Source organism: Verrucomicrobiia bacterium, from assembly GCA_035495615.1.
Taxonomy (GTDB): Bacteria; Omnitrophota; Omnitrophia; order Omnitrophales; family Aquincolibacteriaceae; genus DATJFP01.
Genome location: DATJFP010000038.1, coordinates 21,455 through 44,451, shown reverse-complemented (window position 1 = coordinate 44,451; position 22,997 = coordinate 21,455). Strand labels below are relative to the sequence as shown.

Annotated in this window: 28 protein-coding genes and 1 tRNA gene; 23 read left to right on the top strand and 6 right to left on the bottom strand. The window is 58.1% G+C overall.

The window, feature by feature from the left end; genetic code table 11:
* The 21 genes from purD to VL688_05135 form a co-directional block, all read left to right on the top strand.
* Nucleotides 1-1,141 (top strand): phosphoribosylamine--glycine ligase (gene purD / locus VL688_05235; GenBank protein HTL47448.1); only part of this gene is annotated, 1,141 nt, incomplete at its 5' end.
* Nucleotides 1,138-1,644 (top strand): 5-(carboxyamino)imidazole ribonucleotide mutase, encoded by a 507-nt coding sequence (gene purE / locus VL688_05230; protein ID HTL47447.1) that lies wholly within the window; start codon nt 1,138-1,140, stop codon nt 1,642-1,644. The genes purD and purE, both read left to right, overlap by 4 nt.
* Entirely contained in the window at nt 1,641-2,702 is a 1,062-nt protein-coding gene (locus tag VL688_05225; protein HTL47446.1) for an L-threonylcarbamoyladenylate synthase, read from the top strand. Before purE ends, VL688_05225 begins: the two co-directional genes overlap by 4 nt.
* A 6-nt stretch (nt 2,703-2,708) precedes the next feature.
* Nucleotides 2,709-3,155, top strand: coding sequence for a ribose 5-phosphate isomerase B (rpiB, locus tag VL688_05220; GenBank protein HTL47445.1), 447 nt, complete (start codon nt 2,709-2,711; stop codon nt 3,153-3,155).
* On the top strand, nt 3,139-4,416 hold the full coding sequence (gene glyA, locus VL688_05215) for a serine hydroxymethyltransferase (GenBank protein HTL47444.1): 1,278 nt from the start codon (nt 3,139-3,141) through the stop codon (nt 4,414-4,416). The genes rpiB and glyA overlap by 17 nt, the downstream gene beginning before the upstream one ends.
* Nucleotides 4,417-4,419: 3 nt before the next feature.
* Entirely contained in the window at nt 4,420-4,890 is a 471-nt protein-coding gene (nrdR, locus tag VL688_05210) for a transcriptional regulator NrdR (protein HTL47443.1), read from the top strand.
* A 191-nt stretch (nt 4,891-5,081) separates the two neighbouring features.
* Entirely contained in the window at nt 5,082-5,333 is a 252-nt protein-coding gene (locus VL688_05205) for an SWIB/MDM2 domain-containing protein (GenBank protein HTL47442.1), read from the top strand.
* Nucleotides 5,334-5,343: 10 nt separating this feature from the next.
* Nucleotides 5,344-6,351 (top strand): tRNA dihydrouridine synthase DusB, encoded by a 1,008-nt coding sequence (dusB, locus tag VL688_05200; GenBank protein ID HTL47441.1) that lies wholly within the window; start codon nt 5,344-5,346, stop codon nt 6,349-6,351.
* Between the two features lie 101 nt (nt 6,352-6,452).
* Nucleotides 6,453-7,349, top strand: coding sequence for a hypothetical protein (locus VL688_05195; protein ID HTL47440.1), 897 nt, complete (start codon nt 6,453-6,455; stop codon nt 7,347-7,349).
* The gene (locus tag VL688_05190; GenBank protein HTL47439.1) at nt 7,336-7,563 is read left to right on the top strand and encodes a hypothetical protein; all 228 of its coding nucleotides are present in this window, start codon (nt 7,336-7,338) and stop codon (nt 7,561-7,563) included. The genes VL688_05195 and VL688_05190 overlap by 14 nt, the downstream gene beginning before the upstream one ends.
* Before the next feature lie 14 nt (nt 7,564-7,577).
* Entirely contained in the window at nt 7,578-8,879 is a 1,302-nt protein-coding gene (aroA, locus tag VL688_05185) for a 3-phosphoshikimate 1-carboxyvinyltransferase (GenBank protein ID HTL47438.1), read from the top strand.
* A gap of 236 nt (nt 8,880-9,115) precedes the next feature.
* Complete coding sequence (locus tag VL688_05180) at nt 9,116-10,168, top strand: rod shape-determining protein (protein ID HTL47437.1); 1,053 nt, start codon at nt 9,116-9,118, stop codon at nt 10,166-10,168.
* Nucleotides 10,169-10,271: 103 nt separating this feature from the next.
* A complete protein-coding gene (gene mreC, locus VL688_05175) occupies nt 10,272-11,072 on the top strand; it encodes a rod shape-determining protein MreC (GenBank protein HTL47436.1) in 801 nt (266 codons plus the stop codon).
* The gene (gene mreD, locus VL688_05170) at nt 11,045-11,566 is read left to right on the top strand and encodes a rod shape-determining protein MreD (GenBank protein ID HTL47435.1); all 522 of its coding nucleotides are present in this window, start codon (nt 11,045-11,047) and stop codon (nt 11,564-11,566) included. The genes mreC and mreD overlap by 28 nt, the downstream gene beginning before the upstream one ends.
* Nucleotides 11,567-11,576: 10 nt before the next feature.
* The gene (gene mrdA, locus VL688_05165) at nt 11,577-13,310 is read left to right on the top strand and encodes a penicillin-binding protein 2 (protein ID HTL47434.1); all 1,734 of its coding nucleotides are present in this window, start codon (nt 11,577-11,579) and stop codon (nt 13,308-13,310) included.
* On the top strand, nt 13,291-14,373 hold the full coding sequence (gene rodA, locus VL688_05160) for a rod shape-determining protein RodA (GenBank protein ID HTL47433.1): 1,083 nt from the start codon (nt 13,291-13,293) through the stop codon (nt 14,371-14,373). The genes mrdA and rodA overlap by 20 nt, the downstream gene beginning before the upstream one ends.
* Before the next feature lie 62 nt (nt 14,374-14,435).
* Nucleotides 14,436-14,510, top strand: a tRNA-Pro gene (locus VL688_05155).
* 215 nt (nt 14,511-14,725) lie between these two features.
* Nucleotides 14,726-14,887: a twin-arginine translocase TatA/TatE family subunit gene (gene tatA / locus VL688_05150; protein ID HTL47432.1), complete on the top strand. Its 162-nt coding sequence runs from the start codon at nt 14,726-14,728 to the stop codon at nt 14,885-14,887.
* 27 nt (nt 14,888-14,914) lie between these two features.
* Nucleotides 14,915-15,751: a class I SAM-dependent methyltransferase gene (locus tag VL688_05145; protein ID HTL47431.1), complete on the top strand. Its 837-nt coding sequence runs from the start codon at nt 14,915-14,917 to the stop codon at nt 15,749-15,751.
* Nucleotides 15,748-17,235 carry a glycerol kinase GlpK gene (glpK, locus tag VL688_05140; protein ID HTL47430.1) on the top strand — a complete coding sequence of 496 codons (1,488 nt, stop codon included), beginning with the start codon at nt 15,748-15,750 and terminating at the stop codon, nt 17,233-17,235. The genes VL688_05145 and glpK overlap by 4 nt, the downstream gene beginning before the upstream one ends.
* Nucleotides 17,171-18,025 carry a PhzF family phenazine biosynthesis isomerase gene (locus VL688_05135; GenBank protein ID HTL47429.1) on the top strand — a complete coding sequence of 285 codons (855 nt, stop codon included), beginning with the start codon at nt 17,171-17,173 and terminating at the stop codon, nt 18,023-18,025. The genes glpK and VL688_05135 overlap by 65 nt, the downstream gene beginning before the upstream one ends.
* 192 nt (nt 18,026-18,217) lie before the next feature.
* On the opposite strand, the gene VL688_05130 is transcribed toward VL688_05135, so the two are convergent.
* From VL688_05130 to VL688_05105, 6 genes are read right to left on the bottom strand one after another with little or no spacing between them, the layout of a single operon-like run.
* The gene (locus VL688_05130; protein ID HTL47428.1) at nt 18,218-18,466 is read right to left on the bottom strand and encodes a hypothetical protein; all 249 of its coding nucleotides are present in this window, start codon (nt 18,464-18,466) and stop codon (nt 18,218-18,220) included.
* Entirely contained in the window at nt 18,463-18,669 is a 207-nt protein-coding gene (locus VL688_05125; protein ID HTL47427.1) for a hypothetical protein, read from the bottom strand. Before VL688_05125 ends, VL688_05130 begins: the two co-directional genes overlap by 4 nt.
* Complete coding sequence (locus tag VL688_05120; GenBank protein HTL47426.1) at nt 18,659-18,967, bottom strand: cytochrome C oxidase subunit IV family protein; 309 nt, start codon at nt 18,965-18,967, stop codon at nt 18,659-18,661. Before VL688_05120 ends, VL688_05125 begins: the two co-directional genes overlap by 11 nt.
* An 11-nt stretch (nt 18,968-18,978) precedes the next feature.
* Entirely contained in the window at nt 18,979-19,575 is a 597-nt protein-coding gene (locus VL688_05115) for a cytochrome c oxidase subunit 3 (protein HTL47425.1), read from the bottom strand.
* A 2-nt stretch (nt 19,576-19,577) separates the two neighbouring features.
* Nucleotides 19,578-21,302 (bottom strand): cbb3-type cytochrome c oxidase subunit I, encoded by a 1,725-nt coding sequence (locus tag VL688_05110; protein HTL47424.1) that lies wholly within the window; start codon nt 21,300-21,302, stop codon nt 19,578-19,580.
* A 26-nt stretch (nt 21,303-21,328) separates the two neighbouring features.
* The gene (locus VL688_05105; protein ID HTL47423.1) at nt 21,329-22,099 is read right to left on the bottom strand and encodes a cytochrome c oxidase subunit II; all 771 of its coding nucleotides are present in this window, start codon (nt 22,097-22,099) and stop codon (nt 21,329-21,331) included.
* A 201-nt stretch (nt 22,100-22,300) separates the two neighbouring features.
* Between VL688_05105 and VL688_05100 the strand changes: the two genes are divergently transcribed.
* Together VL688_05100 and VL688_05095 are read left to right on the top strand one after the other, a co-directional pair.
* Nucleotides 22,301-22,474 (top strand): hypothetical protein, encoded by a 174-nt coding sequence (locus tag VL688_05100; protein ID HTL47422.1) that lies wholly within the window; start codon nt 22,301-22,303, stop codon nt 22,472-22,474.
* An 84-nt stretch (nt 22,475-22,558) separates the two neighbouring features.
* Nucleotides 22,559-22,957 carry a DUF192 domain-containing protein gene (locus VL688_05095; protein ID HTL47421.1) on the top strand — a complete coding sequence of 133 codons (399 nt, stop codon included), beginning with the start codon at nt 22,559-22,561 and terminating at the stop codon, nt 22,955-22,957.
* Nucleotides 22,958-22,997: the final 40 nt, after the last annotated feature.

Genomic DNA, 22,997 nt, shown 5'->3' with positions numbered 1-22,997 from the left:
CGCGAATGACCTGGACGGCCTCCTCAAATTCGCCAAGAAGGAAAAAATCGATCTCACGGTGGTCGGCCCGGAAGTCCCGCTGGTCGCCGGCATCACGAACCGTTTCCAGGACGAAGGGCTCAAAGTCTTCGGCCCGTCGCGCGATGCGGCCAAGCTCGAAGGCAGCAAGGCCTTTTCCAAAGACCGCATGCACAAGTTCGGCATTCCCACCGCGAATTACGAAGTCTTCTCCAACGAAAATGAAGCCAAGCATTATGCTGTCGAAGCGGAGATGCCGGTGGTCGTGAAAGCGGACGGTCTCGCGGCGGGGAAGGGCGTCATCATCTGCCACTCGTCCCAGGAAGCGGTCGATGCCATCACGCAGATGATGTCACAGAACGTATTCGGCGACGCGGGCAAGAAAGTCGTGATCGAAGAGCTAATCGAAGGCGAAGAGCTTTCGGTGCTGGCCCTGACCGACGGCGACAAGATCATCCCGCTGGCCAGCGCGCAGGACCACAAGCGCGCCTATGACAACGACCGCGGCCCCAATACGGGCGGTATGGGCGCTTATTCGCCGTGTCCGCAGGTGAGTCAGGAGAAGTTGACCGAGATCCTCGAGCAGACGATCCGCCCGATGGTCCAGGGTATGGCGCGCGAAGGCACGCCTTACCGCGGCGTCATTTACGCGGGGCTCATGCTCACCGACAAAGGGCCGTATGTCCTGGAATACAATTGCCGCTTCGGCGATCCCGAAACCGAAGTCATTCTGCCGCGCATGAAGTCCGACCTTTTGCCGCTCATGCTGCAGATCGCGGACGGGAAGCTCGAGACCGAGTTCATCGAATGGCATGCGAAAGCCTGCATGACCATCGTCGTGGCTTCGGGCGGTTATCCAGGCCATTACGAGAAAGGCCTGAAGATCACGGGGCTGGAAGCCCTTCAGCAGATTCCGGACCTTCATGTTTTTCATGCGGGCACCACGCGCAATGCCGGCGGCGATATCGTCTCCGACGGCGGACGCGTGCTCGCGGTCACGGCGCTCGGCGAAACGCTCCGGGAAGCGCGCGACAAGGCGTATCAGTTCGTAGGCAAAATCCATTTCGATCATTCCTTTTACCGGCGTGACATCGGCCGCAGAGCCATGGAGGTTTTGAGATGAGTTCCAAAGTCGGCATTTTAATGGGCAGTGACAGCGATCTTGAAATCATGAACGAGGCCGGCGCGGCCTTGAAAGAGTTCGGCATTTCTTACGAAATGCACGTCCTTTCCGCGCACCGCACACCGCATCTGGTGGCGGAGTTTGCCACGCACGCGCGCGACAAGGGCTTCCGCGTTTTCATCTGCGGCGCCGGCGGCGCGGCGCACCTGGCCGGCGTGGTCGCGGCGCACACGACGCTTCCTGTCATCGGCGTTCCGGTCAATTCCACGCCTCTCAACGGCTTTGACGCGCTTCTTGCCACGGTCCAGATGCCCGCCGGAATTCCGGTGGCCACGGTGGCCGTCGGAAAAGCCGGCGCGCGCAATGCCGGAATTCTTGCGGCGCAGATCCTCGGTGTCGCGGACGAAGCCTTCAAAAAGAAACTGGACCAGTTCAAGAAAGACATGGCGGACAAGGTCCAGGCCAAGAACAAGAAGCTCCAAGAGCAGCTCGTAAAAGGATGACCACCACCGTTCTCCTCAAGATGGACCCCCGCGACCCCGACCTGGCGCGGCTGCGCGATGTGGCGCGTGCTTCCAGAGAAGGGAAGATCGTTGCGTTTCCCACGGAAACGGTCTACGGCATCGGCGCGCCCATGAGCATCGCCGGGCTGTCCCGGAAACTCTGCGCGATCAAGAAGCGCGACGACGCCAAACAGTTTTCCTTTCACATCGGCGAGTGGGACATGATCGACCAGCTGCGGATCAAACGCACGCCGGCCTTCCGGTATCTCACGCGTCTTTTCTGGCCCGGGCCCGTCACGCTGATCGTCGAGAGCCAGGAAGGCGCGAAAGTCGGCATCCGCTACCCGCGGCATCTTGTCGCCACGGCGCTGATCAATTCCACGGGCGAACCTTTCATTGCGACAAGCGCGAACATGAGCGGCAGCCCTTCGCCGCGCTCGGCTGACGATGTCATGAGCCAGCTCGGCGGGCAGATCGATTATGTGGTCGATGCGGGGGCCTGCGAATTGGGACAGGACTCGACGGTGGTGGACGTTTCCAACGACAAAGAGCCCGTGATCCTGCGTGAAGGCGCCCTCGGCGCGGAAGTGCGCGCGGCCGTCGACAAGATCAAGCGCGGTGCTTTTCCGCGCAAGCGCATCCTGATCGTGTGCACCGGCAATTCCTGCCGCTCGCCCATGGCCGAAGGCTGGCTCAAGGAAGAATTGAACCGCCGCGGCTTCGGAGAAGAGATCGAAGTCATGTCCTGCGGCGTGGGCACGCGCAACGGCATGCCGGCCACCTCCGAAGCCGTCTATGTCATGAAAAACCGCGAGGTCGACATTTCCGAGCACCGCTCGCGCATGTGCCGCCGCGAAGACGTCGTGAACGCGGACATGATCATCGTGATGGGCCAGCAGCACCACGTGTTCATCACGGGCATGGTGCCGTCATCGCGGGAAAAGACGCGCGTTCTCAATATCATGGACCCGATCGGCCTGAGCATGGGCGTCTATGAAGACGTCATGAACATGATCGAGAAAAAAATGGAAGCCTTGTGGGAAGACATCGTCGGCTGAGGACTTATGCCTAAAATCGCGTTTGCCTGTGATCACCGTGGATTTGATCTGAAGCAAGAGGTCTTTGCCCTTCTCAAGCGCCTGGGCTATGATGTGGCCGACTGCGGCACGAATTCGGCCGAGTCCTGCGATTATCCGGACCCCATGTTCTGCGCGGGGGAGAAGGTGGCGAGCGGGGAGTGTGTGAAGGCCATCGGCATCTGCCACAGCGGTATCGGCAGTACGATCGCGGCCAATAAAGTGAAAGGCGTGCGCGCGGCGCTCTGCCACACCGAAGAGCAGGCCCGGCTCTCGCGCCAGCACAACGACGCGAACATGCTGGTGCTCGGCTCGGGCATCGCGAAAAAAGAAGACATCGAAGGCATTATTACAACGTGGCTTAATACATCGTTCGAGGGAGGCAGACATGAGCGCCGTGTTCACAAAATCCGAGAATATGAAAACCGACACTAAGACCCATTCCTACCTGCGGGAGCAGGACCCGGAAATCTACAAGGCCGTGGCCGAAGAGGTTCGCCGGCAGAACGAGAATATCGAGCTGATCGCGAGCGAGAACTTCACGTCGCTGGCCGTCATGGAAGCCGCGGGCACGCTGCTGACCAATAAGTACGCCGAAGGATATCCGGCCAAGCGCTGGTACGGCGGCTGTGAGAACGTGGACACCGTGGAAACGCTGGCCATCGAGCGCGCCAAGAAACTCTTCGGCGCCGAGCACGCGAATGTCCAGCCGCATTCCGGCACCTCTGCCAACATCGCCGTCTTCATGGCCGTCCTCGAAACCGGCTCCAAAATCCTGGCCATGGACCTTTCGCACGGCGGACATTTGTCGCACGGCCACAAGATGAATTTTTCGGGCAAGTTCTACGACATCGTCTCCTATGGCGTCAGCGAAAAAGACGAGCGCATCGACTACGATAATCTCGAAAAGCTCGCGCTCGAGCACAAGCCCAAGATGATCCTGCTCGGCGCTTCGGCGTATCCGCGCATCATCGATTTCAAAAGGGGACGCGAGATTGCGGACAAATGCGGCGCGCTGCTCATGGCCGACATCGCGCATTTCGCGGGCCTTGTGGTCAGCGGCCATCATCCGAATCCCATGCCGTACTGCGACATCGTCACGACCACGACGCACAAAACGCTGCGCGGTCCGCGCTCGGGCCTGATCCTTTGCCGCGAGGCGTATGCCAAGGCCATCGACTCCGCCGTTTTTCCCGGCATTCAGGGCGGCCCGCTCATGCACATCATCGCGGCCAAGGCGGTTGCTTTTAAAGAAGCGCTGCAGCCCGAATACAAACAATACTGCGGCCAGATCGTGAAAAACGCGAAGGCGCTTGCCGAAGCCATGGCCGCGCGCGGCTACCGGCTTGTTTCCGGCGGCACGGACAATCACCTCATGCTCGTCGACGTCACGGTGAAGGGCATGAACGGCAAAGAAGTGCAGGACCTGCTCGACCGCGTGAAGATCACGGTCAACAAAAACATGATTCCCTTCGACAAGCAGTCGCCCTTCAAAGGCTCGGGCGTGCGCCTGGGAACGCCGGCCGTCACCACGCGCGGCATGAAGGAACCCGAAATGAAGGAAATCGCGGGCCTGATCGACGAGGCCATCACCGGCCGTGAAAGCGAAGCCAAGCTGGCCGATATCCGCACCCGCGTCGAAAAACTGACGGCGCGCTTTCCTTTGTATCCGGACCTTGGAGAGAAGTACCGCTAAATCATGCGCTGCCCCTTTTGCAAGCACGAGAACGATAAGGTTATCGATTCCCGCACCGCAGACGAGGGGCTTGCCATTCGCCGGCGCCGGGAATGCGTGAACTGCAACCGCCGGTATACGACCTACGAACGCCTGGAGGAAATCTCCCTCTACCTCATCAAGAAAGACCAGCGCCGCGAACCGTACGACCGGAAGAAGGCGCTCGACGGCGTCATGAAGGCCTGCGGCAAGCGTCCCGTATCCCTGGCTGACCAGGAAAAGATCATCGATGACATGGAGAAATTTCTTCACGAGAAGTACGAAAAGGAAGTCCCGTCTTCGGCCGTAGGGGAGTTCATCATGAAGCGGCTGGCCAAAGTGGACCAGGTCGCTTACGTGCGGTTTGCGAGCGTTTACCGCGAGTTTCAGGACGTCAGCCACTTCATGAAGGAATTGAAGTCGCTTCTGGCCAAAGGCGAGAGGCAGCCGGTCTGACGCCCGTAAGTCATGGTTTGCGATGAAGTTAAGGCAGCGTAGAGCCGCCCGCTGAAAAAAAAAGAAAAAAATCTTGTAGAAAAAGCAGGAAAAAGGCAGACTAACCCAACGTTTTACGAACTCAAACTATCAAGTTATTCAACTCAAAACTTCGCTCAACACCGAAGTCAACCATAGAAGGAGAAACATCCATGGCAAAAGGGTCAGCGCTTTCCAAGCCCCTGAGTCTCAGTCCCGAACTTGAAGCGGTTGTGGGGAAGGGCCCCATGGCTCGCAGCGAAGTGGTGAAGAAGCTTTGGGAATACATCAAGTCCAAGAAACTCCAGGATTCGAAGAACAAGCGGAACATCAACGCGGATGATAAGCTGAAGGTCGTCTTCGGCGGCAAGGGCGTTGTGAACATGTTCGAAATGACGAAGCTTGTCTCGAAGCACCTGAAGTAATCTCCGGATAATGATCCGGCTGAAAGACCTCAATTTGCCATCGGTGGTTGTCCAATCACCGATGGCAAATTGTACCGACCTCCCCTTCCGCCTCATCGCCCGCCGCCGCGGGATGAAACTCGCTTACCTCGAAATGGTTTCCGCGCACGCCCTCGTCAACGAAAGCCGTAAAACTTTTGAACTCATGAAAACGCTTCCGGAAGACCGTCCCGTGGGCTGCCAGCTTGTTGGGTGCGACCCTGAAATCATGGGAAGAGCCGCGCGCATGGTCGAGGACATGGGCTGCTATGACCTGGTCGACATCAACCTCGGTTGTCCCGTTCCCAAGATCACCGGCCACGGCGGGGGATCCGCGCTCCTCAAAGAGCCTGAAAAGGCCCGCCTTATTTTCCGCGAGATGGTGAAAAATCTCCGCCATCTGCCGCTCACCGTGAAGATGCGGCTCGGATTTTCGGATGAGACGGGCAAAGAAGCCTGCGAAATCGCGAAGATCGCGGAGCAGGAAGGGCTCGACGGCATTGCCGTGCACGGAAGGACGCGCGCGCAGCAGTATACCGGCAAGGCCAACTACGAGGCCGTGGGCCGCGTGCGCGACGCCGTGAAGATCCCCGTCTTCGGCAACGGCGACGTGTTCGACGGCGCAAGCGCTTTGCATCTCAAAAAAACCTCCGGTGTCGACGGCATCATGATCGGCCGCGGCGCGCTCGGTAATCCGTGGATTTACAGGGAAGTGGAAGCCGCGCTTGAGGGGCGTCCGCTTCCGCCGCCGCCCACGTTCGAAGAAAAAAAACAGACGCTCGTCGAACACATGGAGCTGGAGCTTGCCCATAATCCGCGCTCGGCCCACCTTCAGATGCGGCGCGTGGCGTGCTGGTATTTCAAGGACATGCCCGGCGCGGCCCGTTTCCGCGAACGGGTGAACCGCTGCACGTCGGTCGAGGAGCTGCGGGAAATCATCCAGGGCTTTGACCCTTCCCGCTCCGGAGAAGCTCCCAATCCCGAGAATTTGTTGCACTAAAGCGGCGGAAAAGCCGATCTATTTGATCAAGACGGATGGCCCGTTGCATTCCCCTAAGCGCTATGCTACGATAACGCATCCTGAACGAGAAGGAGCGCCCGATGTCCTCCATTTACGAGCATCTTGCCAAAGCGCATTTAAAGACGACCGAAAAAGAAAAGCCCGAACTCGATCTTCCCATTCCTCCGCGCAATTCTTCGCAGCTGCCTAAGCCGCCGCGTTTCATTCTGATCAAGGTGCTGGCCGTTCTCTCTCTTGCTGCCTCCGTGGCCGCGGCTGCGTCCAGCGCGTATCTCTTTCGCGCCTTGAAAGCGGAACAGTCCAAGCGCGCCGGCCTGGAAGGTTTCTACAATCAGCTTTTGGCAGGCAGCGAGGCCTTGAAGTCCCGCGACCAGGCTTTTCAGGACGAATTCGAGCGCGTCAAATACCAGATGAACACCGCCTCGCAGGAAACCCAAGGCGTGAAAAGCGAGCTGGAACGGGCCCGCATTGATTTTTCCAACGTCGAAAAAAAATTGCTGGAACTGGAAGACAAGAACGGAGAAGTGGCGCGCAAGCTCGAAGCTTTGAGCGCTCCGGCTCCGGCCGCGCCCGCGGAAGCGGCGGCATCGCCTGCAGCGGCCAATGGCGCCGAATCCCCGGAATCCGCCTCGAGCTCTTTTGCCGCCGGCCTCGACGCGCTGACGAGCGACATGGAAAACGTGGCGCCGTCTTCCGCGCCCGCTGCCGCGCCTGCCGCTACGGCTCCGGCCGAAGAGCCCAAAGCCAAAGCCGGCCCGCAGGTGATGACGGTCAACCGCAATTTTAATTTCGTGGTCCTGAATATCGGGATAAGGGATAGTGTAAAGCTCGGCGAGCGCATGGCCGTCCAGCAAAAAGGCAAGGACGTGGCCACGGTCGAGGTCGAGAAGCTCTACGATAATTTTTCCGCCGCGACCATCGTGGAAGAGCGCGCCAAGGCGCAGATCCAGGAAGGGGACGCCGTTGTCCGCTCGTGATTTTAAAATAACCGCGCTGCTTCTCGCGGTTCTCGCATTTCTCGCGCTGCCCGTTCTTCCCGCCTTTGCGGAAGAAAAAACGGCGACCGAAAGGCTGGGCGACATCGAGAAACGCCTCAAAGACCTCGAAGACGGCCAGAAAAAGATCCTGGAAAACCAGGAAAAAATGTTCGAAGACCTGAAGAATCTCCGCGTCTGGGTCCGGCGCACCTGAGCGCCATTTCCGCCATGCCTTCTCCACTCACGCTGCAAGCTCAACCGTCCTGCTTCAAGGGAATTTACACGCCGCCGGGCGATAAATCCGTTTCGCACCGCTGCGTCATGCTCGGCGCGCTTGCGTCCGGCCGCAGCTTTTTCACGCATTTTCTTCAGGCCGAAGACTGCCTGCATACGGCTCATGCTTTTCAGGCCATGGGCGTCGGCGTCAAGGTGGACGAGCGCAAGGGGACGGTGGAAGTCCAGGGCGCGGGCCTTCGCGGCTTGAAAGCCCCGGCCTCCGAACTTTATCTCGGCAATTCCGGCACGTCCATGCGCCTCATTATGGGCGTTCTGTCGGGCCAGCGCTTTGAGGCCGTGCTCAGTGGCGATCCGTCGCTTTCGTCACGCCCGATGAAACGCGTGACCGAACCCCTCAAAAAAATGGGCGCCCAGATCAAAGGCAAGGACAACGGCAATTACGCGCCGCTCACGATCCGCGGCGGCGCTTTGAAAGGCATCGAGTACGACAATCATCTGGGCAGCGCGCAGGTCAAATCCGCCCTGCTTCTCGCGGGGCTTTACGCCGACGGCAAGACGCGCATCCATGAAGCTGTGGCATCGCGCGATCACACCGAACGCTTTCTCGTTTCCATGGGCGCGCGCTTCTCCAAGTCCGGGGAATGGATGGAGGTGGAAAAGACCGACACGCTGAAGCCTCTGGAAGGCCAGGTCCCGGGCGACATTTCGTCCGCGGCTTTTTTCATTACCGGCGCGGCCATGACTCCGGGTTCCGAATTAACCGTGGAAGGCGTTTGCCTGAATCCCACGCGCACGGGCCTTCTGGACGTGCTGAAACGCATGGGCGCGGACCTGGAAATCCGGCAAACCCATCAAGAGCCGGAACCCCTTGGCATCCTCCACATTCGGGGAAAAAAGCTCAAAGGAACGCGCATTTCCAAGCCGGAAATCCCCAGCCTGATCGACGAACTGCCCATCCTCATGACCGCCATGGCGCTGGCCGAAGGGGAAAGCCTGGTCTCCGGCGCCGAAGAGCTGCGGGTCAAAGAAACCGACCGGATTGTGTCCATGACCGAAAACCTGAACCTGCTGGGCGCCCAAGTTCAGGAACTGCCGGACGGCTGCGTGATCAAAGGCGTCGAAAGCCTGAAGCCGGCGAAGGTTAGAAGCTTCGGGGACCACCGCACGGTCATGAGCATGTGCATCGCTTCCCTGGGCATGAAAGGGGCGTTGGAGGTGGACGACACGTCCAGTGTGGCCACGTCCTACCCGGGTTTTTTCAGCGATTTTCAGCGGCTCAAAACGGGAGCTTAGTGTAAGTATTGTAAGCCTTTCCGAACAGCCGGAAGGCCTTATTTTGTTTGACACCCCGGGGGGCTTTCGTTATACTGGCCGCACTTCGTTCCCGGATGCAGTACGAAGATTCATCCCGTTACACAGCCTCACGTAACAAGCAATGATGTCTTGTGTCAAAAACGTCTCAAGGGATGCATCATCTGCTTCGATAATTTGGGAAACGAAAATTTCCCTCACAAAGGACCTGGCCACCTATGGTATTGCTGGATCGCGCTCTCGGATTTTTTTCTAGTGACATTGGAATCGACCTCGGTACCGCAAATACCCTGGTTTACGTGAAAGGCCAGGGCGTCGTTCTCTGCGAACCTTCTGTCGTCGCAATCGATAAAACCACGCATACCGTTCTCGCCGTCGGCGAAGAGGCCAAGCGCATGCTGGGCCGCACGCCGGGCAACATCGTCGCGATCCGTCCCATGAAGGACGGCGTTATCGCGGACTTCGACATCACCGAAGCCATGCTTCGCTACTTCATCCGCAAAGTGCATCGTCCCAGCAATCTCGTGAGCCCCCGCGTCGTCATCGCGGTTCCGAGCGGCATCACGGAAGTTGAAAAGCGCGCCGTGAAAGATTCGGCCGAACGCGCGGGCGCGCGCAATCCCGTTTATCTCGTCGAAGAACCTATCGCGGCGGCGATCGGCGTCGGGCTTCCGATTCAGGAGCCGGCGGGCAACATGATCGTGGACATCGGCGGCGGCACCACGGAAATCGCAGTGATCTCGCTCTCAGGCATCGTCTTCTCGAAGTCGATCCGCATCGGCGGCGACGAATTCGATGAAGCCATCATGAGCCATCTCAAGAAGACTTACAACCTGATGATCGGCGAGCGCACGGCCGAAGAAATCAAGATCCGCATCGGGTCCGCTTACCCTCTGGAAGAAGAAACGACGCTCGACGTCAAAGGCCGCGACATCCTGGCGGGCCTTCCCAAAACCGTGACCATTACCAGCGAAGAAATCCGCGAGGCGCTTTCCGAGCCGCTGTCGTCCATTCTCGAGGCCATCCGTATTGCCCTTGAACGGACGCCGCCGGAACTTTCCGCCGACCTGATCGACCGCGGGCTGATCCTTGCCGGAGGCGGCGCTCTCCTGCGCGGCCTGGACAAGCTGATCAGCGAGGAAACTGGCCTCCCGGTCCACATTGCCGACGATCCGCTGACCGCCATCGCGCTGGGAACCGGGCGTTACTTGAACGAGTTCCATCTGCTCAAGCGCCTGGCCGTAAACAATAATCAGACCAAGGAATATTAACCCCTAGCTTCCTGCCGTCTCCGGGTGGACAGTAATCGCGGCGTGAGCGATAATGTGTCCCTAGTTGCTTCATCACCTTTAGAACACCCGGGCCCAGCAGTTCATGCAGATTAAAAGACGGTATTATTTTCTCGCGTTTTCTTTTTTGCCGCTGATCCTCTTCAGCCGCATCCCCGGCCTGACGCAAGACGTCCAAATGACCTCCCAAAGCCTCCTGCGCCCCTTTCTTTCCGTGGGAAGCTCCGTTTCCAACAATGTCTCCGGCTTTTTTAACTACTTCTTTCTTTTCTGGAAGACGATCGAAGAGCTCGAGCAGGACAGGGCGCAGATCGCCCAGCTCGAGTCGCATCTCGAGCAGTACAAAGAGGTGGAGCGTGAAAACGAAAGGCTGCGCAAGCTGCTGGAGTTCCGCGACCAGTTCAAGGGCAAGACCATTGCCGCGCGCGTGATCGGGTGGGACCTTTCTCCCTGGAAAAAGACGATCATCCTGGACAAGGGAAGTAAGCAGGGGCTGCGCAAAGACATGCCGGTCATCGTTTCCGAGGGCCTGGTGGGACGCATCCTCGAAGCCGGCCGTTCCACGGCGCAAGTCATTCTTCTGGTGGATCCGGAGGCGCGGGTGAGCGCGCTCGCAGCCGACAGCCGCAGCCAGGGCCTGGCTTCGGGCAACGGTTCTCAGACGCTGACCCTGGATTATTTGAGCCTGGATTCCCAAGCCGCGGTCGAAGAAACCGTGCTGACTTCCGGGGCTACCGGCCTTTTCCCCAAGGGACTTCGCATCGGAAAGATTACCGCCATCGAGAAGAGCAAAGACGGCCTGCATTTGTCCGCAACCGTGCAGCCGTTCGCGGCATTTACCAAAATCGAGGAGGTCCTGTGTATCGTGTCTTCTCAAGCCGGCTGATGGTCCTGCTTCTCGTGCTGCTGTGCCTGGACCTTACGGTGGCGCCTCTCATCCAGGTGCTGGGGGCCCAGCCTCTTTTCCTGTATCTGGTGATCCTGTACGTGGCGTTTTACTGGCCCGGCGCGAAACTTCTACCGCTGGCGGGACTGGTGGGCGCGCTGCGCGACCTCACGACGAGCCCGGTGGCCGGCATCGAGACCGCGGCAGTCGTGCTCATGACATTTTTCCTCCACTGGGCCGTCCAGAAAATGGATCGCCAGTCGCTTCTGGTCAAGGAGACCGCGGCGTTTCTTTTCGTGCTGGGCATCGAATCCATTATCGCGACGGGCGCCGCGCAGTTCGACGGCCACCCGGTTTTCACGATGACGTGGCGCTCGGTCCTTATTTCTTCGGTTTACACGGCGTTGATTTCACCTCTTTTCTTTTTCCTGATGTCGATCCTGTTCGACGACCGCGAGCGGAGCTACCGGCAGCAGTACGAGCTTTTCCGCTGAAGGCGAATTCATGCGTTTTCTGATTCTCAAAATTGCGATGTTCACCGGGCTTCTGGTCCTGGCGCTTGCGCTTTTTATCGTGCAGGTCTGGAACGGGAGCTATTACCGCACGCTCGGCGACAAGAACCGCATCCGTCTCATCCCCATGGAAGCGCCGCGCGGCCGGGTCTTTGACCGGAACCACCGGGCCCTTGCCACCAACCGCCCCTCCTATGACGTCGTGGCCACGCCCGAAGACGTCCACCGCGACGAATACCCGCGGCTTTCCAAGCTTCTCGGGCTGACCGAAGCCGCGATCAAGCAGCGCATGAGCGCTTCCCGGGAATACCCTTTTGCTCCGGCCGTCATCGAAGAGGACGTGAGCCAGGAAATTGCTTTTAAGATCGAAGAAAGACGTCCGGAACTTCCCGGCGTCAGCATCCGGGTCTCGGGCCGTCGCTTTTATCCCTATCAGCAGACGGCGTCGCATCTCATCGGTTTCATCGGAAAGATCAACAGCGCGGAATACGAAAAGCTCCACGAGAACCAGCTCCTTTACGGCATGAATTCCCTTGTCGGCCGCATGGGCCTCGAAAAGGTCTACGACGAAAAGCTGCGCGGCGAGCGGGGCGGGCGTCAGATCGAGGTGAATGCCCGCGGCAACATGGTCCGGCTCCTTTCCGAGAAGACGCCGGTGCCGGGCGAGGATCTGACCATGACCATCGACCTTGAATTCCAGAAAAAGATCATGGATCTGATCCAGGGCCAGCACGCGGCTGTGGCCGTCCTGGACCTCGACACGGACGAATTGCTGGCGCTGGCCAGTTCGCCTTCCTACGATCCGAACGTTTTCGTGTCGCCGGGCGCCAGCAAAGAGCGCCTGGCCTTTCTCAAAGACGAAGCTTCGCCGCTTGTGGACCGCGGCGTGAGCTCCGCGTACCCGCCGGGCTCGGTGTTCAAGCTCGTGACTGCGCTCGCGGGGCTCGAGACGGGCAAGATCACGCCCAGCACGACCTTTCACTGTACCGGGCTTTTCCACCTCACGCCCAATTCTGTTCCACGCAAATGCTGGTTTGCGCGCGGCCATGGCGACATGAACGTTTATGAGGCTCTGGAAAGGTCCTGCAACGTGTTCTTCTACTCCGTGGGGAAAAGGCTGTCGCCGGATGACATCGCCGAATACGCGCGCATGCTCGGGCTGGGGGAGGCCATGCGGCTCGAAACTTCCAATATCGCGCCGGGTCTCGTTCCTGATTCGGCCTGGAAGAAAAAGCGGCTGAAGGAAAAATGGTACCAGGGAGAAACGCTCAGTTTTGCCATTGGCCAGGGCTATTTGCTGACCTCCCCGGTCCAGATCCTGCGCATGACGTCCATCATCGCCAAGGACGGAGAGATCGTTGAGCCGCATCTCATCCGCTGGCCCGAAGGGGAGGGCGAAGCGCCGCATGAGCACAAACGCCTCTCGATCAAGAAAGCCAATTTCGAGATCGTCAAACAAGGCATGTTCCAGGTCGTGCAATCCGATTATGGCACGGGCCAGCTCGGGCGTGTGGATTTCGGCCACATGGCGGCCAAGACTGGAACGGCGCAGGCGCCGCCTCTGAATTCCCATGCCTGGATGACGGGCTTTTTTCCGTATGAACATCCGAAGCTCGCCTTTGCGGTCTTCGTCGAGCACGGCGGTTCCGGCGGCATCGCGGGCGCGCGGATCGTGAAGGGCATGCTGGAAACCTGGAGAGACATGTATGGTCAGAAAGTGGCTTAAGGACACGAACTGGTCGCTCGTTGTGGCCATGACCGCGCTCAGTATCATCGGCATCATCTTCATTCGCAGCGCTTCCTACCGCGACCCGGCCGAATACGATGTGAAGCAGATGGTATGGGCTTCCGCGGGCCTGGTGGTTTTCTTTCTCGTGCCTTTCGTGGGCTACCGCCGGCTGCTCAGCGTTTCCTATCTGCTTTATGTAATTTCTCTCGTCCTGCTGGTCTGGGTCATGGTGGCCGGGCACACGCGCTTAGGCGCGCAGCGCTGGATCGGAATCGGGCCGATTATCATCCAGCCTTCGGAGTTTGCCAAGATCGCCACGATCATGACGCTTGCCAATTTTCTAGGCTCGCATCATTCATGGGAAAAAAAGAACAGCATCATCCTCATCGCCCTTGTGCTGGCGTTCGTCCCGCAGATCCTCATCATGCGTCAGCCGGACCTGGGCAGCTCGCTCCTTTTTGTGCCCATGGTGATCGTGCTTCTTTTTCTGTGGGGGATTCCGTACCGCTACATGATTGGCGCCGCGGTGCTGGGGCTCTCCGCCGTGCCGATTTTGTGGAGCATCCTCAAGGAATATCAGAAAAAGCGCATCCTTGTTTTTTTGAATCCGAATCTGGACCCCCTTGGCGCGGGGTACACGGCACTACAGTCCAAGATCGCAGTCGGTTCGGGCGGACTTTTCGGCAAAGGGCTTTTGCACGGCACGCAAAGCCAGCTCCAATTCGTTCCCGAGCATCACACGGACTTTATTTTTTGCGTGCTGGGCGAAGAGTGGGGGTATTTGGGTGCGGCGCTCCTTCTTTTCTGCTATGCCGCGCTTTTTAATGCGATCTTCGAAGTGATCGGCCAAACAACAGACCAGCGCGCCAAGCTGCTGGCTGCGGGCATCCTGACCGTCCTGTTTTCCCAGGTTATGATCAACGTGGGCATGAGCATCGGCCTTCTCCCCATTACCGGATTGACGCTCCCGCTCATCAGTTACGGTGGTTCGTCCTTCATTATGACGGCACTTGCCCTGGGCCTGGTGCTCAGCATCCATAAGGAACGCTCGATTTTCTAGCGCCAAATTCCTGGATGCCAAATTCAATCTTTCGTGATAAATTATTGTCCTGTCCAGATTTACGGGGCGTAGCTCAGCTTGGCTAGAGCGCTAGCTTTGGGAGCTAGATGTCGCAGGTTCGAATCCTGCCGCCCCGAAAAAATCGAGGCGGCAGGATTCGAAGCAAGTGAGCGCCGCCCTCATGGGCGGAAAAGCCGTGAGCCGAAGGCCGGCGTCAGCGAAGGCGGGGAGGTTACGCAGCGAGGCTCCGTCCGAGCGTAGTAACCAAATCCTGGCGCAGTTGCAGTCGAAGACCAAGTATTGCCGCAATTATTTTTAGAACGTCAACGAAAGCGAAGGAGTCGTTATGAGCATGCCAGGTCCCCTGGAAATCGTCGTCATTCTGCTGGTTGTCCTGCTTCTGTTCGGTGCAAAACGCCTGCCTGAAATCGGGCGCGCGCTCGGCGAAGGCATCCGCGAATTCAAAAAGGCCATTAAAGGCGCGGACGACGACATTAACGGAAAAAAAAGCTAAGCCTCCAAGGCCTCTTAAGGATGGCCCATGAGGACCTCTTTGCCGCGCTCTGACCAGATCCGGCATAACATCAAGACCTTTTACGATACCTACGGCTGGCGGCGGGACCCTGCCACCGGCCGTTACTGCGCGGAAATCCTCCACGAAGATCTTTCCTCCGACGTCCAGCGCTATATGCGTGACAACGAATTGCGCTACCGGAAATACTTTCAAGACGGCGGCGCTTATTTCCTCGACGCGGGATGCGGCGGCGAGCCTCGGCTGGAAATGGGGAAAGCCTTCCGTACGCATGTGTGCGCGGACCTCTCTTTCCAGGGCCTTCACGAGGCGCGGAAGCTGATCGGCGCGCGCGGACGCTACGTCGTGGCCGACCTCGCGCACCTGCCATTTAAGGACGGCGTCTTTGGCGGCGTGCTGGCGTCTCACTCGCTTTATCACATGCCGCCGGAAGATCAGCCTGCCGCGATCGGAGAATTCCGGCGCACGGCCGTTGAGGACGCTCCCGTCGTCATTTTTTATACCTCCGCGCACAATTTCCTTTCCTGGATTCACCGCGTGGTGCTCAAGATTGCGCCCGCCGCACGCCGCCTGACGGAACGGGGCAGGCAGAATGCCACGGACGCGCCGGAACTGTTTTCCTTTTCATGGCCCCCGCAGGAATTGGCTTCCCGTTTTCCCGGCGCGGAAGTCACGTGCCTGAGGACGCTGACGCTGACGGAAACGCGCCTTTTTCATCGCTGCGGCCTTTTGAAACCCCTCTTGTGGTTTTTTTCGGGACTGGAAAAAAAATTTTCCCGTATCATGGTGCGGATCGGCAAGTACACGGCCATCCGCACCGCCGGGACCGCAAAGGAGGAGAAATGAAAGCGATTTTGGCCATGGACCTGGGAACCACGGGGAACCGCGTGGTCGCGTATTCCGCGGACGGCCGTATTCTCGCCAAAGCCTATTACGAATTCCCGCAGATTTTTCCCAAGCCGGGATGGGTCGAGCATGACCCCATGCAGATCTGGGAAACGGCGCTGAAGGCGCTGAAAGAAGTAGCTTCCCTGGTGGGGGTGGAGAACATTACGGCTCTCGGCATCACGAACCAGCGCGAGACCACGATTCTCTGGGACCGGAAAACCGGAAAGCCCGTTTTTAATGCCATTGTCTGGCAATGCCGCCGCACGACTCCAATGTGTGAGAAACTGCGCAGCGAGTCCGCCTCAATCAAAGAGAAGACCGGCCTTTTCCTCGACCCTTATTTTTCCGCGACCAAGATCCGCTGGATCCTGGACGAAGTTCCGGGAGTCCGGCAAAAAGCGGAAAAGGGAGAAATCGTTTTCGGCACGGTGGACACGTGGATCCTCTGGAACCTGACCTGCGGCAAGGTTCATGCGACTGAAGTCAGCAATGCTTCCCGAACACTCTGTTTCAACATCCTCACGCTGCAATACGACGCTTCACTGCTGAAACTTTTCGGTGTTCCCGAATCCCTGCTGCCGGAAGTCAAAGACAGCGGCACGGTCTTCGGCCAGGTCGATAAGAAAATTCTGGGAAAGGAAATTCCCATCACGGGAATCCTCGGCGACCAGCAGGCTTCGTTGTTCGCGCAGGGCGGGTGGAAGCCTGGGGTGATCAAGAATACTTACGGCACAGGACTTTTCGTCATGACGTGCACGGGAAAAGAGATCCCCAAATCCGGCCGCCTGGTTAATACCGTGGCTTGGAAAATCGGGAACGAGACCGAATATGCCTTGGAGGGCAGCATCTTCGTGGGCGGTTCGTGCATCCAATGGCTGCGCGACGGCCTCAAGATCATCCGGTCCGCGGATGAGACCGAAGCCCTGGCCAAGTCGCTTCCTTCCAACGAAGGCGTCTATCTGGTGCCGGCCTTTGTGGGGCTCGGCGCGCCGTTCTGGGACCCGGACGCCCGCGGGCTTTTGATCGGGATCACGCGCGGCACGCAGCCCGCACACTTGGTCCGCGCCGCGCTGGAATCGCTGTGCTACCAGACCCGCGACGTCGTCGAGGAAATGAAGCCGCTTGTGCCCGGCCATGTTTTTAAGACGCTGCGTGTGGACGGCGGTGCGGTGCGCAACGAATTCCTGATGCAATTCCAGGCCGACGTGCTGGGTTTCAGCGTGGAAAGGCCCGTGCATACGGAGACCACGGTTTTCGGCGCCGCGGGTCTTGCCGGCATCGTGGCAGGGTTCTGGAAGCGCTCGGATTTTGCCGGGCTTCAGGCACTGGAAAAAAGTTTTTCTCCCAAGATGCCGGACAAAGACCGGCAAGGTTTTTATGCCTCATGGAAAAAAGCCGCTGAAAAATCTCTCGGCTGGGCCAAAGACGCGCAAAGTCATTAAATTAAAACCGGCACGCGTCTGGGAAATTCATGCCTTCACCGGCGAGGGCATGTCCGGCAATCCGGCAGGGGTCTGCATTCTCGAAGAAAAACGCGACAGCACGTGGATGCAGGAGATTGCCCGGCGCCTAGGCCTGTCCGAAACCGCATTTCTCGTGCGGTCGGGAAATGTCTGGAATATCCGGTGGTTCACGCCGGTCTGCGAAGTCGACCTTTGCGGCCATGCGACGCTTGCAAGCGCGCATCTGTTGCGTGAGCAGGGGCTTTGCCGCCCCGAGTCTCTCCATTTCCGATCGCGCAGCGGTCCGCTGCCGGTCCGGTTCACCGCACGCGGTATCGAGCTGAATTTTCCCGCCGACCCTCCTCTTGAACTCACGCCTCCGCCGCTTTTGCTTCGCGCCCTTGGCCTGAAACAAAGCGCAGCCGCGGCCAAAGGTCTCACGGATTATCTCGTCCTGCTCGAAGACGAGCGGAGCGTCGCAGCCTTGCTTCCGGATTTCGAAGCTTTGGCGAAGATTGACATGCGCGGCGTCACGGTGACTGCTCCGGCCAGGCCTCCCTATGATTTTGTGTCGCGTTTCTTCGCGCCTCGCGCCGGCATTCCCGAGGATCCGGTTACGGGCTCGGCGCATTGCCTCTTGGGGCCCTTTTGGGGCAGGCGGCTCGGAAAAAGAAAATTAGAGGCCAGGCAGATTTCTTCGCGCGGAGGAAAGGTGAAGGTGACGCTGGCGGGCGAACGGGTCTACTTGGAAGGGCAGGCCTTGACGGTCAAATGGAATGACCTGGAATAAGACGGGGAAAAATTTCGAGAGAAGAAAATGAACGGAATAAGTTCTAGGCTTTGACGAACAGGAAATAAGCCAGGACCAGCATGAACGCGCCCGTAATATGCAGCAGCCAACCTTCGATATCCATGAAATCTCCTTTTTCGGATGTGCTGCATTTATCGGACGGACCGGAAAATTTCTTCAGCGGAAAGTTGCTCAAGCCGGGGGAAGAGGGGGCTCGGAGCCTGTTTCTAGGAGCTTGGCGCGACGGGACCAGGTGAAGATGAGCGCCCCGATGCCGGAAAGGACGGTTCCGGTAACGCCCAGGAGCAGCAGAATTCCCGCCTTGACTGCCTTGCTGGAAGGTGAGGAAGGGTCCCCGAAGCAGACGGCGCAGGCCATGGCAAAAGGGGCTTTTGCCAGCACTCCGAGGATACCGGTGAGAATAAAGACGGATTTCTTCATAGTCCCGCTTTCCTGAGTTTGTGCACGAACCAGAAGAGATAATAGATCAGCCCCGCCGAAGCCGCAAGGGACGCGCAGGCAAGCCCAAGGTTGATTCGGCTGCCGCTTCCGTGCAGGAAGTCCTGATAGCCCCAGGCGGCAAAGCTGAGCGTCAGGATCACAGACATCACCATGATCGCGATATGGATGATCTTAAGAGACATGCGCCACCAGGCCGCTTCCCACGGTCCAGAGCGGCAGGTAAAAGAGGAAAAGCGTGAAGACGACCGTGAGGATGAGGATCGCGTAAATGATCTTCTTTTCGGAAACAAGGTGCATGAAGTAAGCCGCGACAAGCGATCCTTTGATCGTGGCGACGAACAGCGCGACGGCAAGCGCCTGATGGAAAGGCAGATGGAGGTAAGAAACGGCGACCGTGACGACGGTCAGCGTGCCCAGGGCCGCGAACACGGCAATGTAGACTCGCACCTGTTTTTTGATTGCTTCCGCGCCATGTTCCATGAGTCGTTCTCCTAAACCAAGTATAAAAGGGGAAAGAGGAAAATCCAGACCAGGTCGACGAAGTGCCAGTAAAGGCCGGCGGCCTCGATCCGTCCCGTGAACTGTTCGGGATGCTCGTCCCACATGCGTTTACCGAACAAAAGGAAGTAGCTGTTCACCACAATCCCACCCAGCACGTGAAGGCCGTGAAGGCCGGTCATCGTGAAATAAATGGCGAAGAAGATGCTTTCCTTCGGAAAGTGATGATGTTCGAACTTGTGGCCGTACTCGATTCCCTTGATGACCAGGAACGCCAGCGCGAGCAGCACCGTGAGGCCGAGGTACATCCGGAACTTGTTGTAATCACGGAGCGCCGAAGACGCCCAGGCCATGACCATGGTAACGCTCGACGTGATGAGGATGAGGGTGTTCAAGGTGGCAAGAGGCACGTTCAGGACAGTCGCCGCGTGCGGCCAGGTCGTGCTGCCGGACCGGAGAAGCACGTAAGCGGAAAAGAGCCCGCCGAAGAGCATGATTTCCGAGGCGATGAAGCACCAGATGCCGAGCTTGGAATTAGTGACTCCTGTCACCGGATGAGGTTTGTCGATGTACTTGATCAAAGCGGACATGGTCAGTTCTCCCTCATGTTTTGAGGCAGGAAATCTTTTTTCTGGCCCGGGACGCTGTATTCATACGGACCGTGAAGGACGACAGGTTCATGCTCGAAATTTTCATGCGGCGGCGGCGACGTGGTCTGCCATTCGAGCGTCGTGGATTCCCACGGGTTGCTGTCCACTTTCTTTCCCGCGAACAGGCTGATCACGAAGTTCAGGATGAACGGGATCTGGGCAAGACCAAGCCCCCAGGCGCAGTAAGAAATGAACACGTTGAGGGGCTGCACGGCCTGCGCATGCGCGTATTCGGGCGAATAAAGGCGGCGGGAAACGCCGGCCAGGCCGAGGATGAACATCGGCATGAAGATGCCATTGATGAAAATGAAAGAGGGCCAGAAATGCAGCTTGCCGAGGAACTCCGAGAGCTTGCGGCCCGTGACTTTCGGGAACCAGAAGTAGATGCCCGCGAAAAGCGCGAAGATCGTTCCCGGCGCCACAACATAATGGAAGTGGCCGATGACGTAGTAAGTGTCATGCAGGTGGATGTCGCTTGCCGTCAGGCCGAGCGGCAGGCCCGTGAGCCCGCCGATGCCGAACATGGGCAGGAAGGCGACCGCGAAAAGCATGGGCGTGTTGAAGCGGATGGAGCCGCCCCACAGGCTCAAGATGAGCGCCGTCAGAATGACGACCGAGGGAATGGAAATGATCATGGTCGTGATTTGGAAAAACGAGCTCATGCTCGTGCCCATGTTCGTTAGGAACATATGATGGGCCCACACCACGAACGACATGAAGCCGAGAAAGATCGTGGCGAAGACCATGACTTTGTAGCCGTAGATGGGCTTGCGCGTATTGTTGGCGATGATTTCCGCCACGATGCCCAGCGCCGGCAGGATGAGGACGTACACTTCCGGATGCGCGAGAAACCAGAACAGGTGCTGCCACAGAAGCGGATTGCCGCCGCCCGTATGCGCAAGCGGCTGCCCGCCGACGACAAGTCCCGAAGGAAGAAAAAAGCTCGTGCCGGCAAGACGGTCCATCAGCTGCATGACGGAAGCGGCTTCCAGCGGAGGAAAGGCGAGCAGTAGCAGGAAGCTCGTCACGAACTGAGCCCACACGAAAAAGGGCATCTTGAAGAACGTGAGTCCCTGAGCGCGCAGCTGCACGATCGTCACGATGAAATTGACTGAGCCGAGAAGCGACGACGTGATCAGGAAAACCATGCCGATCAGCCACACCGTCTGCCCGAGCGGGGCCACGTCCGAAAGCGGAGGATAAGAAGTCCAGCCGGATTGCGCCGCGCCCGCGGGAACGAAGAAGCTGCACAGCATCACGATGCCGCCGATGAAATAAACCCAGTAGCTCATCATGTTCAGCTTGGGAAAGGCCATGTCCGGCGCGCCGACCTGCAGGGGTACGAGATAATTGCCGAAGCCGCCGACCGCCAGCGGAACCACGCCGAGGAACACCATGATAGTCCCGTGCATGGCTCCGAGCTGATTATAAAATTCTGGCAGCATGATACCGCCCACCATCTGGGTATCGTTGAAAAACTGGCCGATGAAGGGCACAGGCTGGCTCGGAAAGGCAAGCTGCCAGCGGAGCAGCGAGATCAGGCCGAAGCCGAAGAAAAGGAAGAGCAGACTGGTGACCGCGTACTGGACGCCGATAACCTTGTGGTCCATCGAGAAAATGTATTTCCGCCAGAAAGGCAGAGGATGGGCATGGGATGCATGGTTCATATAAAACGTCCTCACAGGTTAAGGAACTAAACTGCCGGGGCAACAGGCGCAGCCGCAGGAGCGGGCGCATTGTCTTTTAGCCACTTGTCAAAATCTTCCTGGGTATGGATCGAAAAAAAACCGCGCATGCGATAATGGCCCAGGCCGCAAAGCTGGGCGCAAGCGATCTCGAAGTCGCCGGTTTTATTGGCTTCCATCCACAGCGGGATCAGGTCGCCGGGAATCGCGTCCTGCTTGACGCGCATGACCGGAAGAAAAAAACTATGAATGACGTCTTTGGACGTCAAATTAATAATGATGGGCTTATTGACCGGGATGTGGAGCTGGTTGATCGTGACAATGTCGTCGGCCGCGTGCGGGTCAGAAGGGTCGAGTCCCACGGGATTGTCCGAGCCCATGAGGTCCTGGCGCGTCTTACCGAAGACGCCGTCGGCGCCGGGATAGTGGATATTCCACGCAAACTGCTCGGCCACGACGTGGATCTTCAGGGCACCAGCCTCGTTCGGGAACTGATTTTTGACGTGATTCATGATCGGAAACGAAAAACCCACGAGCAGGAGCACTTCGATGAGGGCCACCGAGACTTCGAGATAAGTCGGAGCTTTGAAATGATGGACCTTATAAGCGGCCTGGTGACCGGGACGCGCGCGGAAGCGGATCAGAGTATAGACAAGGAAGGTAAGCCAGCCAATGAAGAGGACAAACATGATGCCGTGGATGCCGTAGATCAGGCGATCGATCGCGGCGCCATTCGCGGATGCGTTAAACGGTAATCCCCAACCGTAATATTTGCTCATCAATCGCTACAGCTTCGGCCTCAAGGGGTTAGGTGGGATGGCTAAGCGAGGCGATTCTGGCAAAACTGCGTGCAAATGTCAAGACAAGATATGAAATCATTGTTTTTGCTGCAAAAAAGGAAAAATCCTGCTTAGGAAAACAGGGCCGTAGCCGATACAAAAAGCCCATGTCTTCCGCAGTCCAAGGACAAGGAGTGATGCATGGAAATCAAATTTTTCATCTGCGCCTTTTTGGGGATTACCATTTTTGCCATGTTCCTGGCGGCCCTCCTGGCTGAGCAGGATTCTGAGTCTCGGGACATGCGTCCCGGCGGGATTCGGAACGATGCCGATCAGGACCTCCTGCATACGCTTCCCTTTAAGTCGCGCGGTTAAAGCATCCCGATGATTCCACGAGGCGGCCGCGTCAGCCGGTTGGCGGTTGGAGCAGCCGGTTTTCTTCTTTTTTTGGGAATTTCCATGGCACGGTCTTCCGCCTCCACTTCTGCGTCCCGCTTGTGCATCCGCGAGCAGTGCTTTAAAGTCGAGAAAGCAGCGACCGACGAAGCACGCCACCGCGGCCTCATGTTTCACAAGCCTTTGGCCCCGGACGAAGGCATGCTCCTTCTATTCAAGGACGCGCAGAACTACCGCATCTGGATGAAAAACATGTCCTTTCCCCTCGATGTTTTTTGGCTCGACCAGCATTTGAAAATCCTTTCTTTTCGCTCCGATGTGCCGCCCTGCGAAATTTCTCCCTGCCCAACTTACGCCCCTTCAGAACCGGCTTATCATGTGCTGGAGCTCCCGGCCGGAACGGCCCAGCGTCTGCAGCTTGCGCCAGGGGATCAGTTCAGTTTCCGTAAGTCCCCTTCCTAAAATAGTTAAGGCCGCTTTGCAAAACTCCAGAATGTGTTAT

Bases quoted from the DNA above. Each gene is read 5' to 3' on its own strand.
- purE (HTL47447.1), top strand. From the start codon at position 1,138: ATGAGTTCCAAAGTCGGCATTTTAATGGGCAGTGACAGCGATCTTGAA.
- VL688_05225 (HTL47446.1), top strand. From the start codon at position 1,641: ATGACCACCACCGTTCTCCTCAAGATGGACCCCCGCGACCCCGACCTG.
- rpiB (HTL47445.1), top strand. From the start codon at position 2,709: ATGCCTAAAATCGCGTTTGCCTGTGATCACCGTGGATTTGATCTGAAG.
- glyA (HTL47444.1), top strand. From the start codon at position 3,139: ATGAAAACCGACACTAAGACCCATTCCTACCTGCGGGAGCAGGACCCG.
- nrdR (HTL47443.1), top strand. From the start codon at position 4,420: ATGCGCTGCCCCTTTTGCAAGCACGAGAACGATAAGGTTATCGATTCC.
- VL688_05205 (HTL47442.1), top strand. From the start codon at position 5,082: ATGGCAAAAGGGTCAGCGCTTTCCAAGCCCCTGAGTCTCAGTCCCGAA.
- dusB (HTL47441.1), top strand. From the start codon at position 5,344: ATGATCCGGCTGAAAGACCTCAATTTGCCATCGGTGGTTGTCCAATCA.
- VL688_05195 (HTL47440.1), top strand. From the start codon at position 6,453: ATGTCCTCCATTTACGAGCATCTTGCCAAAGCGCATTTAAAGACGACC.
- aroA (HTL47438.1), top strand. From the start codon at position 7,578: ATGCCTTCTCCACTCACGCTGCAAGCTCAACCGTCCTGCTTCAAGGGA.
- VL688_05180 (HTL47437.1), top strand. From the start codon at position 9,116: ATGGTATTGCTGGATCGCGCTCTCGGATTTTTTTCTAGTGACATTGGA.
- mreC (HTL47436.1), top strand. From the start codon at position 10,272: ATGCAGATTAAAAGACGGTATTATTTTCTCGCGTTTTCTTTTTTGCCG.
- mrdA (HTL47434.1), top strand. From the start codon at position 11,577: ATGCGTTTTCTGATTCTCAAAATTGCGATGTTCACCGGGCTTCTGGTC.
- rodA (HTL47433.1), top strand. From the start codon at position 13,291: ATGGTCAGAAAGTGGCTTAAGGACACGAACTGGTCGCTCGTTGTGGCC.
- tatA (HTL47432.1), top strand. From the start codon at position 14,726: ATGCCAGGTCCCCTGGAAATCGTCGTCATTCTGCTGGTTGTCCTGCTT.
- VL688_05145 (HTL47431.1), top strand. From the start codon at position 14,915: ATGAGGACCTCTTTGCCGCGCTCTGACCAGATCCGGCATAACATCAAG.
- glpK (HTL47430.1), top strand. From the start codon at position 15,748: ATGAAAGCGATTTTGGCCATGGACCTGGGAACCACGGGGAACCGCGTG.
- VL688_05135 (HTL47429.1), top strand. From the start codon at position 17,171: ATGCCTCATGGAAAAAAGCCGCTGAAAAATCTCTCGGCTGGGCCAAAG.
- VL688_05130 (HTL47428.1), bottom strand. From the start codon at position 18,466: ATGAAGAAATCCGTCTTTATTCTCACCGGTATCCTCGGAGTGCTGGCA.
- VL688_05125 (HTL47427.1), bottom strand. From the start codon at position 18,669: ATGTCTCTTAAGATCATCCATATCGCGATCATGGTGATGTCTGTGATC.
- VL688_05120 (HTL47426.1), bottom strand. From the start codon at position 18,967: ATGGAACATGGCGCGGAAGCAATCAAAAAACAGGTGCGAGTCTACATT.
- VL688_05115 (HTL47425.1), bottom strand. From the start codon at position 19,575: ATGTCCGCTTTGATCAAGTACATCGACAAACCTCATCCGGTGACAGGA.
- VL688_05110 (HTL47424.1), bottom strand. From the start codon at position 21,302: ATGAACCATGCATCCCATGCCCATCCTCTGCCTTTCTGGCGGAAATAC.
- VL688_05105 (HTL47423.1), bottom strand. From the start codon at position 22,099: ATGAGCAAATATTACGGTTGGGGATTACCGTTTAACGCATCCGCGAAT.
- VL688_05100 (HTL47422.1), top strand. From the start codon at position 22,301: ATGGAAATCAAATTTTTCATCTGCGCCTTTTTGGGGATTACCATTTTT.
- VL688_05095 (HTL47421.1), top strand. From the start codon at position 22,559: ATGGCACGGTCTTCCGCCTCCACTTCTGCGTCCCGCTTGTGCATCCGC.